We start from the raw sequence: 11,526 nt of genomic DNA on the forward strand, positions 1-11,526 counted from the left end.
GATTAACTAAAAGCTTCTGTCCAAGTTCCTTGAGTTGCTGCTTTAGAATATTCAGTAGAACGACCTTCGAAGAAGTTCATGTGTTCAACTGCATTCAACATAGAATCTAACCAAGTAAGTGGGTTCTTGTCCACATCATAAATTGGCTCTAATCCAAGCTGAGATAATCTTCTGTTAGCAATAAATCTTATATAAAGTTTTACATCTTGCGCTGTAAGACCTTGCATAGGACCCATTTCAAAAGCTAAATCAATGAAAGCATCCTCATGCTCAATGATTGTTCTACATGCTTTATAAAGTTCTGCTTTTAATTCAGGAGTCCAGATTTCTGGGTTCTCATGAATGAACTCTTTAAACAGTCTAATCATAGAGTTACAGTGCAACGTTTCATCTCTTACAGACCAAGTAACAATTTGGCCCATCCCTTTCATTTTATTATGTCTTGGGAAGTTAAGTAAGATTGCAAAACTTGCAAATAATTGTAAGCCTTCAGTGAATGCACTAAATACAGCTACCGTTAATGCAATGTCTTTTTTTGAACTCATGTCAAAATTTTGCATGTAGTCGTATTTATCTTTCATCTCTTTATATTTCATGAACGCAGAATATTCAGACTCAGGCATTCCAATCGTATCAAGTAAATGAGAGTAAGCTGCGATGTGAACTGTTTCCATTGAAGCAAAAGCAGTCATCATCATTAAAACTTCTGTAGGTTTAAACACAGTTGTATAATGTCTTAAATAACAATTTTGTACTTCAACATCAGCTTGAGTAAAAAATCTAAAAATTTGTGTTAATAAATTTTTTTCAGATTGAGTTAAATTTTTCTGCCAATCTCTAACATCATCACCAAGAGGCACCTCCTCTGGTAACCAATGAATTCTTTGTTGAGTTAACCAAGCATCATAACACCATGGATATCTAAAAGGTTTGTAAACTGGGTTTTCAACTAGCAGTCCCATTTTTTGGGGTTTAACTATTTCCTCTTTTGGTGGTTGAATAATTTTAGTATTCATTTTTTCTACTGACATGATAGGCACTCCTCGTATTCTGGTTGTTCAGTTGTTTGTGGTTTTGATTTGTAAACATTTGCGTTAACATCTGTTGCTTTAGTGTCATTAACATTTTCCGCACGTTGAATTGATTTTGATCTACAGTAATAAAGGCTCTTTAAACCTTTTTTCCAAGCATCAAAATGAATTTTGTGCAATTCTCTTTTGTGAATATCAGCTGGCACGAATAAGTTAATTGATTGAGCTTGAGATATATACGGCGTTCTATCTCCACTTAATTCAATAATCCATTTTTGATCCAACTCAAAAGCAGTTTTGAAAACATCTTTTTCTAAATCAGTTAAAAAATCTAAATGAGAAACGGACCCTTGATTTGTTGTAATACCAGACCAAACATCATCAGTATTTTTCCCATGTTTTTCTAATAATTCTACTAAGTATCTGTTTCTAACATTAAATGATCCAGATAAAGTTTTGTGCGTGTAACTATTTGCTGCAACTGGCTCTACTCCAGGGGATGCTCCACCACAGATAATAGAAATAGAAGCTGTAGGTGCAATCGCAGTTTTGTTAGAAAATCTTTCATTATAACCATAATCTGCAGCATCTGGACAAGCTCCTCTTTCATCAGCTAAATCTTTTGAGGCTTGATCTACGTGTTCTTGAATATGTTTGAATATCTTTTTATTCCAAGCTTTACTCATAACTGACTCAAGTGGAATACTATGCTTTTGTAAGTAAGAATGGAAACCCATAACACCTAGGCCAACACTTCTTTCTTTTTCAGCAGAATATTTTGCATCATCAAATTGCTCTGGAGCTCTTTCAATAAAATCAGTTAATACGTTATCTAAAAATCTCATAACATCGTTAATCATAACGTTGTCGTCTTTCCACTCATCATACTTTTCTAAGTTTAAAGATGATAAACAACAAACAGCAGTTCTATCTCTGCCATTTTTATCTATTCCTGTAGGTAATGTGATTTCACTACAAAGGTTAGAAGTTTTAACAGTTAGATTTGCTAATTTATGGTGTTGTGGAATTTGTCTATTCACTGTATCGATATAGATTATATAAGGCTCACCTGTTTCAATTCTTGCAGTTAATAATCTAATCCATAAATTTCTTGCAGAGATAGTTTGTTGTACAGTTCCATCTGCAGGACTTTTTAATGCCCATTGCTCATCTGTTTCAACAGCTCTCATAAATGCATCTGATACTAAAACACCATGATGAAGGTTTAATGCTTTTCTATTTGGATCTCCACCTGTGGGTCTTCTCATTTCAATAAACTCTTCAATTTCAGGATGCTCAATTGGAAGATAACAAGCAGCAGATCCTCTTCTTAATGAACCTTGACTAATTGCCATCGTTAACGAGTCCATTACTTTGATGAAAGGAATTATTCCTGATGTCTTTCCAACTTTACCAATTTTTTCTCCAATAGATCTAAGGTTACCCCAGTAACTTCCAATCCCACCACCTTTAGCAGCTAACCAAACGTTCTCACTCCATAGATCAAGTATTCCATTTAAACTGTCTGATGCTTCATTTAAAAAACATGAAATTGGCAAACCTCTTTTAGTTCCACCATTTGATAAAACTGGAGTTGCTGGCATAAACCATAAATTACTAATGTAGTTATAAATTCTTTGTGCATGTAAATTGTCATCTGCATATGAACTTGCAACACGAGCAAATAAATCTTGAAAAGATTCGTTTTGACCTAAGTATCTATCTTTTAAAGTTGCTTTACCAAAGTCAGTTAATTTTGAATCTCTTGTTCTATCAATTTTAATAATTATACCTTTTTCATTTTGAAAAAGTTCTGTATCATTGCTAAGTGAAAATAAATCTGGACCTTTGCTCTTTGAAAGTTCGCTATTATTTGGGCTATATTCGGAGACAGCTTTCTTGAGTGCCTGTGATAGTATTTTGTTCATATTTTAATATTTTATAAGTTATTTTTCACAAAACAACTACATGTTGTATGCTGAAACCATTGATACACCATATAAATCATTATTCAACAGAACATTTATAGAACATATAAAAAAAAAATCAATAAAAAAATAAAATGAATGTAAGAAAGGTTAACAATGACAACAAATTTAAAAATAGATCCATATGGCTTCAGAGAGTATGACGCGAGGTGGTTGTACGAGAAGGACATAAACCAACTCGGAATAGAGAATCTAGGAAGAGGTTTAGGAACTCAAATTATAAAACATACAAAAAAAACTAATCCAAGAGTAATTGTTGGTCATGATTATAGATCTTACAGTGAAGAAATAAAATCTGCTCTTAAAAAAGGACTACTTTCAACTGGATGTAATGTTGAAGACATAGGTTTATCATTATCCCCTACTGTTTATTTTGCACAATTTAATTTAGATGCAGATGCTGTTGCAATGGTAACTGCTAGTCATAATGAAAATGGTTGGACTGGAGTTAAAATGGGTATCAAAAAAGGTTTAACCCATGCACCAGAAGAGATGAAAGAATTAAAAGAAATTACCTTAAATGAAAATTTCATAAAAGGTGAAGGTAATGAGAAACACATAGATGGTTTTCAGCAAATTTATAAAAATGATTTAATAAATAAAAATAAAATAACAAAAAAAATTAAAGCAGTTGTTGCATGTGGTAATGGTACCGCTGGAATATTTGCCCCTGAAATTTTAAGAGGTATTGGTTGTGAGGTAATAGAACTCGATTGTGATCTTGATTGGACTTTTCCAAAATATAATCCAAATCCAGAAGATTTAGAGATGTTACATGCAATTGCAAAAGCTGTAAAAGATAATAACGCTGATATTGGTTTCGGTTTTGATGGTGATGGCGATAGAGTTGGTGTAATTGATAATACAGGGGATGAAATATTTTCAGATAAAATTGGATTATTGATCGCAAGAAATTTATCTAAAACTCATAAAAATTCTAAATTTATAGTTGATGTAAAATCAACTGGATTGTACGCAACTGATAAAGTTTTAAGTGATAATAACTGTGAAACCATTTATTGGAAGACAGGTCACTCACACATTAAAAGAAAAGTTAATACTGAAAAAGCATTAGCTGGATTTGAGAAAAGTGGTCATTTTTTCTTTAACCAACCTTTAGGTTTTGGTTATGATGATGGAATAAATTCTGCAATTCATGTGTGCCATTTATTAGATAATCAAAATAAATCTATGAATGAAATTATAAAAGAATTACCTAATACTTTTCAAACCCCAACAATGGCTCCCTTTTGTAAGGATGAAGAGAAATATCAAGTAGTTGAAGATTTAGTTAAGCAAGTAAACGCTATTAAAGATAATAAAACTAAAATTGATGACCAAGAGATTAGTGAAGTCTTAACAGTTAATGGTATCAGGTTTTCTTTTAAAGATGGATCATGGGGTTTAATTAGAGCCTCATCAAATAAACCATCATTAGTTATTGTAACCGAAAGCCCAACATCAGATGAGAGAAAGAAAAAGATCTTTGATTTTATTGATGACCTTTTACAAAAAACTGGCAAAGTTGGTGAATATGATCAAAAAATATAAATATCTACTAATCTTTATCCTCCTATTTACCTCTAAAAGTCATGCTCTAAGCCCTCAATATGAGAAGGAATTATACATTGGTTGTTACACTAACTCTAAGCAATATTTGGGTAACGAAAATGCTAAAGTATACTGCCAGTGCACAATTGATAAATTAAGCGCTAAATTCAATGACAAACAAATCGATGAAGTCTTTAGTAAAACACCTGAAGAGATCATGGAGCTAACTGCATTTGCAACAGAGGAATGTGAAAATAACCAATGATGACCCCAAAAGATTATATATCCCTATATTTACTAGTTATTGTGTTAACGGTAGTCTCAGTTAACTTCATGTACCGTCTCTATTTCTAGTAATAAAACTTAACCTTTTCTTATTTTTTTCTAATATTCATCTAAATCTATGTTTTTATACTTTGATTAAGTAAAACAATCAGCATGTAGGACAAGCTTCTGTAGCAAGCGAACCTGCATCAGCATCTGATTTTGATTTCTGATCAGATCTATCACTTTCAGAATAACTTGCTGCAGCTTCTGCTTTTGCTGTATCTGAACCTATATCACCAGATGCTATTTCAGCCGCCATTTCTGCCATAGCCTCATTGTGAGCTGCCGCATCAAAAAAATCACTTTGCATTGTTTCAAGTGTTGGCATCACATCGACATCAAGATTTTGGGACTTAGCTGCATCTGCAACTGCTGTTGTTGATTCAGTAATTCCAAGTCTTTCAGCTTCAGCAATAGTCTCTAGTTGTTTAGTATAGTCCTCTTCTGAAATTCCTTTTTTAGATGCATTTAAAACATCTTCTTTTAATGAGGAGTTCTCGCTTACAACTTTTGCAATATCTTCAAAATTTAAAGTGTTAACTCCTAATTCATTTAAATTTTTGCTGACTTGAAAAAGATTAAGACCCTCTTTCTCAACAATAGTCATATTCTCAACTAAAGATGTAATTTTTTCATTTTTAATAATCTTCATTTGTTTACTTGTTTCCATTATTTCTTGAAAATTTTCTTTAGGTAAACTTTTCATATCTACAACAGATAAGTCGTTACTAAACTCTTTGGGTGCCAACTTACTAATATCAGCAAGTGACTTATCAATATAATCTAGAGTTATTTTAGTGATTTCAATTTTGTTTTCTTTGAAATTTTCATTAGCAAAGTCAAAAGCTTGATCCAATTCTTTAATCGCTTCATCAATAACTGTCAATTCGTCAGAGGCCTCTGTGGGTAATTTGTCTAACTGTTTTCTAATTTTATTTGTCTCTTTAATAAATTTTTTATATTCTTTTTCAGCATCATTAGCATAAGTTAAATTTGACATTAAAAATAAAATCATCAGACTTACAAATATTATATATTTTATGTTATTAAATTTATCTTTAATCATTTTTGTATTTCATCGTATAAATCAAGGTTCTCTTTATTCTTTAAAGTAGAATTAAAGGTACTAATTGCATTTTTATACTTAGTTAATAATTCTGCGCGCTTTTTTGTATTTTTATCAATCTTATTTTTTTTAATTTCTCCTTTGTTTAGAAAATCACCCATTACCCAATATCGCTCCATAGCATCTTCAACACTAGTGTTTAAATCCATCCCTAAAGCTGCTCTCATTTTTTCTCTACTCTTGTTTAATTTAATTAATGAAACTACATTTTTTCCATACCTTTTTTTATCTGGCCAAGTAGATACAAATTTTTGAAGTTTTTTTTGATTCTGTTTTAATTGTTGAAGGTAATATAATTCAAATTGTGCAAGTGCATATAACTGCTCACCTGGGTATTTTTGGTGATATTCAGGACCACGTTGGAATGTTTTAGACATTGTTTTGGTTGCTTTGTTTGCTCGACAATAAAATTTAACACAACTTTTACTAAAAGATTCTAACATACCAACAGGATATACTTTTGGCTCAACAAAAACGCCCAGAGCTTTGATTTCCTGTATCACTGTTAGAGGCTCTTTTGTTGCGCTAAATGAATTTGAGTGAAAAATAATAAAAAAACTTATAATTAAAGTAGTTAAGATTTTCATTAATCATTAATTTATTCATTTATCTAGAGTTGTCTATATGACATGTAAGGTTTTTATTTTATTAAATAGAACTTTTTTAATAATAAAATGGCGCCTTTTTATTCACCTTTCATTGGTATTCATTTGAATGAATACTTATCCATCTTCCTTGTTTATGAGTATTAACCCAACTAATATATTTACTAGTTATTGTCTTAACGTTAGTCTCAGTTAACTTCATGTACCGTCTCTATTTTTAGCAATATTACCTATTCTATATTACCAGTTTCAACGTCACACTTATAATGCTCTAAGAATCTATTATTTTTAAAGTCGTATTTTGACATGGTCATGCTAGGTTCTGTATCTCCATCAAGCACGATCATTTGAAAACCTAATTCATAATCTGCAAACCTTGCAGTTATCTGGTTTTCACCAATATCTAATTTATTAGCTTCAATCATTACAAATTCACCCTTCTCTTTATCAAAGTATTCAAGCCCTACAGCTTGCATTGTAAATTTTAAAGGATCATGTTTTCTTCCAATAACTACATATTTCATATTAAGGCATGAGATTTTTAAACCTTGATCAGCGTTAGAAGTTGTTGGTAATAATAGTAAAATAAATAAGATAATTCTTAACATTATCTAACTATCCACATGTTCAATGGTTTCACAAAGTTTACGTGCCTCTAATACAGAGGGTACGAGTTTGTCTAATCTCCAATTATTATTAGGTATGTCAAAATATTTAGCAGCTTTAAAATCGATCCCATCTACTATCTCAATTTCATACTTGTTCTCTTTTTGATAAAAATTGTTTAAGCGATAGATGTATTCTTTAAGCGGATAAGTCCCCAAAGAAAAACTAACTCTAAACCCCATTAAAAAAGGACTAATTGATTGAACTTTAGCTGTTAACTCTTCACCATTGATCTTAATTGGAATATTTTTACCTTCTAGTTGATAAATATCTGCAGGCTTTTCGTAGGTATAAAAAGTAAAATTATTATAGACTGTTTCACAGTTTTCTCTTGATAATATAAAAAAATTTAAGCTATCACCATGAGTTACTTCTCCACTAACCCTTGCGTAAGATAAGGTTTCATATTTATCTATCGTCCATTCCTCATGATCTGCTTGAGCCTGATAGGCAATAACTAATAGAAATAAAAACAAATTAGCTGACACAAAGATTAAGAACCGCTTCATGATTTAAGCTCCACATTTATTCCGTTTTTCTTAAGTATTCTTATTATTTTCTCCCAAATGATGCTGTTATGGGTGCTTGGACTGAGTTCAAACTTGAAGGTTTGTTTGTAAACTGGGCTGCAGTTATCATAAGCAATGTAAGCGCTTACATGACAGTATTTATTAATACCGTTTATTTCCATATATCAAGACTCCTATTGTTGGTTGTATTTTTAAGGGAAAGTAATTTGTAGTTAGTAATGGTTTCACTCCTTCTCTTATCGAAGGGTCTACGTAAAGAGGAGAACAATGAAAAGAAACGTAAACGGGTGAAAAGGAATGAAATCCAATGCATGATTCTACTTAATCATTAACATTTGTTTCCAATCAGCCAAAAAGGTGTTTTCAAAAAGGCAGCTATATATTTATAATTTTATATTATAATAAATTTTGCTAAGATAATTGTGTGAAAAAAATTTTTAATATATTAACTTTAATATTAATTTTTTTTAACCCCGCTTTAGCAGGTGATGCTGAAGATAAATACTGGGATACATACGCTGATAGAATCATTAAAAATAGTCACATATGTGAAGATGAAGCTGAAAAAAATGGTGAATTTAATAGTAATATTTTTGACCAATGTAATTATGCCATGAATAAAATTGAAAAAATAAGATATGAGTCTGCTGTTGCAAAAGACAAGAATGAATGTGACTCAATGAGAAAAAAAATAGAAAACTCGAAAATGAATGCAGGCTCTAATGTTGGAAATTTCTTATTGGGCATGCTTAATCAAAGCATGCAAAATATGGCTTGTTATTAAAAATTAAAGAATCCTATTGCCTTTGAGAGGTTTTTCATCAATTTCCTCAACTTCACTTTTTTTTTCTGATAATTGTTTTTTAAATTGATCTTTAATCCCAATATATTCTTTATTTAATTCTTCGATAAATTTTTCAAAATTATCTGTTGTGAATGTAAGAGTTTTATTAATTTTTTTTGTATTTATTAATTCCTTGGAATGAATTGGTCTTGAAAAAACATTAAATTTTACTATGCCATTATAAACTATTAAGTCACAAAAACCCTCAGTAAAAACTTCTTCTGGACTATCTTTTGAATTAATGCTTCCTAAAATTTTATCTTTATTTTTATCTATCATATTTTTTTTCTACTAATAGTTTTTTTGGTCTTCTATTCTTTGCTGTTTTAAATAGTGAAAAAGTATTAGATACATATCTTGGTGTTTGTAACATAGAGTTTTTAAATTTTCTTAGATCATCTGTATATTCTGCTTCGACCAATTTATAATTGTCCTCCGGGTTATTAGATTCAAAAAAAACATAAAACCAGGGTTTATTTCTTTTAAGTATTAAATCTTGCGAAAGATCGTGCCATTCAAATGCCCAAGAAAGTGTTCTTGGCCAATTAGTGATATTAAATCTTCCTGATATTAAAGTACCAGGCCAATAATTAGAATTAAAATTTAAAAAAGGTGGTAATTGAGTCAAATAAATGTCTTCATCTGTAATGAAAGCATAAGGACATTCAATTTGAATAACAGGACGATCTTCATTTCTCCAGCTATCTTTTGGCATAAGATTAAGATTTCTTTTAATAAGCTCTTCGTCTATCCGAGTTCCTTCTGGCACAGAATATATTTCAAAATTAGTATCTTTTTTTTCGCATCTTAGTCTTAAATCGAATGGACAAGGAACTTCAAAATATCTACTTTCTACTTGATTAACAGCTGGGCATGCTTGTACAGCCATGTTTGAGAGTGGTTTTTTTTTGTTTATAGTTACTGGGTTGGGTTCGTTATAAATAAAATTTCCAGGCTGACCATCTTCAATGAGCCAACCTATCTTTTTTACTGACACTTATTTTTTAGTTGCCCCAGCTATAACTGTAACCACTGCCATATCCACCATAATAAGCATAAGACCAATTAGTGGTAGTGCCACCATTATATGAATATCCATAAGATTGATTGCCATATGTAGATGACCCCCAACTTGAACCGGTGTAAGCATTATAACCGTAAGTGCTGTTACCATATGTTGAGTATGTTGAGCCATCAGTACAAGTTTTGAAAGTGCCAGATCCATAACAAGCTGCCTCGGCTGTAGTTGTACCAACTGTTACAAGCGCTGTAGAAGCTATTAATGTTGGTGTAACTGTAGCTGAAGTTACAAAAGCAACACCTGCGATAGCTGATAAGGCTTTTTTCTTTATCCCCATAAAAAAACAATATCAGAATTTAAATAAATTTAAATATTTTTTATCTCGTGCAAAAGTTGTATTTCTTAAAAAAACTATGTATTTATTCAACCAGTTTAAACGATACTTCATATTTCATAAACTTTATATTGGGTGCCACAGATAAGGCATCTCTTAAATTTTTATCATCTTCTAAGGCAATAATAAGTCCCTTAACATCTTTGTCTCCAGCTAAATTATTTTTGATGTGACCCATATATCTCTGTATTTGCCCCATGACTATATCGCTAGCTCTACCCTTTTTTAATTCAATAACTAAAAATTCTTTTTGGTCTTTGCTGATAGCTAAAATATCTAATGGACCAGAACCTGTTGAATATTGGGTGCAAAGTTTATTGTTTTCTTTGTGAATATCATAATTTTTATTTAACTCAATATTAGACCAATTTTTGATAATATAATCTTCTAGATGCTTCTCTAGCAAGAAAGATGACTTTGGAGTTAAATTATTTTCTAATGAAATATTTTTATCAACGTTTGTTTGGTTTTGAATAGGAATTATTTCTCCTGAGTCTTCTACAGTTAATTTTAATTCTATTGTCTCAACTTCATTCTTATTTCCATCTAAGCATGGATGGCCATCCTTAAAACTCACAACATTTCCAATACCTAAATACGAGAATTGAGGATCTTTATTATCCCAACGGGCAAAGAAGTGTGGTGTTAGATTTCCATCTAATAGTTTTTGAAATAATGGTTGTCCAGAATGTGATTTTGGTTTTCCATACCAAACAATGACTCCTTTTGAATGATCATAATGATTTGCAAAATCATGCCCTGTAGTTCCTGGCACACCGATGTTCATAAAGATTATTAAATTATCTTCAACACGTACATATCCAGTTTCCCAATTACCTCGTGGTGGAGGTCCCTTTTCTGGATAACAAATCCAACCTATGTCTTTTCGAGAATATTTTGAGCCTTTTTTGAATTCTAATTTCACTAATCCAACCCTACCAATATTCAAATCAGGTGTCTAGGCTATGGAATGAGAGTTAATCAACTAAAAGATCGTAGAATTTAAAGATTGATTAATAAAACTATTATGGCGATAGCTATTAACACAGCACTGACAATAATATAATTCAATCTAATATTAAATTTTTTAAAGACTATTTCAGTAATCTTTTCCCAGAATAATACGATTAAGAAGATGATTATAGCTGGCAGAATATATTTGATCATAAATCCATAATTATTGTGTAAGCTAAATAAGTAAGTTCAATGGCTAATAGTATTTCAAGTACAGACATAATTTACTTTATTTAATAATCCAAAAAATGATATTTATTATATAAACCAAAATACCATAAAATAAGAACATCAGAAATTTGTCTTTTCCTGACTTTTCTTTCCAATTTAAAGTAAATAACGCAGCAGGTGATGCAACTAGTAAAATAACCCCAACAACAATTACCAATACTGATAAAATTATAAATACATTCATAAATTAACTTTTAT

14 protein-coding genes are annotated in these 11,526 nt (G+C 30.9%); 3 read left to right on the forward strand and 11 right to left on the reverse strand.

Features of this window, described 5'->3' with window-relative positions:
* Window positions 1-2: 2 nt before the first annotated feature.
* Both SAR11_RS05810 and SAR11_RS05815 read right to left on the reverse strand, forming a co-directional pair.
* A complete protein-coding gene (locus SAR11_RS05810; RefSeq protein ID WP_011282174.1) occupies window positions 3-1,016 on the reverse strand; it encodes a ribonucleotide-diphosphate reductase subunit beta in 1,014 nt (337 codons plus the stop codon).
* Between the two features lie 5 nt (window positions 1,017-1,021).
* On the reverse strand, window positions 1,022-2,959 hold the full coding sequence (locus SAR11_RS05815) for a ribonucleoside-diphosphate reductase subunit alpha (protein ID WP_011282175.1): 1,938 nt from the start codon (window positions 2,957-2,959) through the stop codon (window positions 1,022-1,024).
* Window positions 2,960-3,115: 156 nt separating this feature from the next.
* On the opposite strand from SAR11_RS05815, the gene SAR11_RS05820 reads away from it, so the two are divergent.
* Together SAR11_RS05820 and SAR11_RS05825 are read left to right on the forward strand one after the other, a co-directional pair.
* The gene (locus tag SAR11_RS05820; RefSeq protein ID WP_011282176.1) at window positions 3,116-4,570 is read left to right on the forward strand and encodes a phosphomannomutase/phosphoglucomutase; all 1,455 of its coding nucleotides are present in this window, start codon (window positions 3,116-3,118) and stop codon (window positions 4,568-4,570) included.
* Entirely contained in the window at window positions 4,554-4,835 is a 282-nt protein-coding gene (locus SAR11_RS05825) for a hypothetical protein (RefSeq protein WP_011282177.1), read from the forward strand. The genes SAR11_RS05820 and SAR11_RS05825 overlap by 17 nt, the downstream gene beginning before the upstream one ends.
* 168 nt (window positions 4,836-5,003) lie before the next feature.
* Here SAR11_RS05825 and SAR11_RS05830 read toward each other — a convergent pair whose 3' ends face one another.
* The 4 genes from SAR11_RS05830 to SAR11_RS05845 all read right to left on the reverse strand — a co-directional run bounded on the left by SAR11_RS05830 (window position 5,004) and on the right by SAR11_RS05845 (window position 7,803).
* Complete coding sequence (locus SAR11_RS05830) at window positions 5,004-5,897, reverse strand: hypothetical protein (protein ID WP_148193093.1); 894 nt, start codon at window positions 5,895-5,897, stop codon at window positions 5,004-5,006.
* Window positions 5,898-5,959: 62 nt separating this feature from the next.
* Window positions 5,960-6,610, reverse strand: coding sequence for a hypothetical protein (locus tag SAR11_RS05835; protein WP_011282179.1), 651 nt, complete (start codon window positions 6,608-6,610; stop codon window positions 5,960-5,962).
* A 248-nt stretch (window positions 6,611-6,858) separates the two neighbouring features.
* Window positions 6,859-7,236 (reverse strand): hypothetical protein, encoded by a 378-nt coding sequence (locus SAR11_RS05840; RefSeq protein WP_011282180.1) that lies wholly within the window; start codon window positions 7,234-7,236, stop codon window positions 6,859-6,861.
* Window positions 7,237-7,239: 3 nt separating this feature from the next.
* Entirely contained in the window at window positions 7,240-7,803 is a 564-nt protein-coding gene (locus SAR11_RS05845) for a hypothetical protein (protein WP_011282181.1), read from the reverse strand.
* A 445-nt stretch (window positions 7,804-8,248) separates the two neighbouring features.
* On the opposite strand from SAR11_RS05845, the gene SAR11_RS05850 reads away from it, so the two are divergent.
* Window positions 8,249-8,608, forward strand: coding sequence for an exonuclease (locus SAR11_RS05850; RefSeq protein ID WP_011282182.1), 360 nt, complete (start codon window positions 8,249-8,251; stop codon window positions 8,606-8,608).
* Window positions 8,609-8,611: 3 nt separating this feature from the next.
* Here the strand turns inward: SAR11_RS05850 and SAR11_RS05855 are convergent, their stop codons facing one another.
* The 5 genes from SAR11_RS05855 to SAR11_RS05875 all read right to left on the reverse strand — a co-directional run bounded on the left by SAR11_RS05855 (window position 8,612) and on the right by SAR11_RS05875 (window position 11,512).
* Window positions 8,612-8,947 (reverse strand): hypothetical protein, encoded by a 336-nt coding sequence (locus SAR11_RS05855; RefSeq protein WP_011282183.1) that lies wholly within the window; start codon window positions 8,945-8,947, stop codon window positions 8,612-8,614.
* Window positions 8,937-9,665, reverse strand: a complete 729-nt coding sequence (locus SAR11_RS05860; RefSeq protein WP_011282184.1) for a hypothetical protein — start codon at window positions 9,663-9,665, stop codon at window positions 8,937-8,939. Before SAR11_RS05860 ends, SAR11_RS05855 begins: the two co-directional genes overlap by 11 nt.
* Window positions 9,666-9,672: 7 nt before the next feature.
* Window positions 9,673-10,026: a hypothetical protein gene (locus tag SAR11_RS05865; protein WP_011282185.1), complete on the reverse strand. Its 354-nt coding sequence runs from the start codon at window positions 10,024-10,026 to the stop codon at window positions 9,673-9,675.
* 82 nt (window positions 10,027-10,108) lie between these two features.
* A complete protein-coding gene (locus tag SAR11_RS05870; protein ID WP_011282186.1) occupies window positions 10,109-11,008 on the reverse strand; it encodes an endonuclease NucS domain-containing protein in 900 nt (299 codons plus the stop codon).
* Between the two features lie 318 nt (window positions 11,009-11,326).
* The gene (locus tag SAR11_RS05875) at window positions 11,327-11,512 is read right to left on the reverse strand and encodes a hypothetical protein (protein ID WP_006996719.1); all 186 of its coding nucleotides are present in this window, start codon (window positions 11,510-11,512) and stop codon (window positions 11,327-11,329) included.
* Window positions 11,513-11,526 lie beyond the last annotated feature (14 nt).

This window comes from Candidatus Pelagibacter ubique HTCC1062 (assembly GCF_000012345.1).
GTDB classification, from domain to species: domain Bacteria; phylum Pseudomonadota; class Alphaproteobacteria; order Pelagibacterales; family Pelagibacteraceae; genus Pelagibacter; species Pelagibacter ubiqueversans.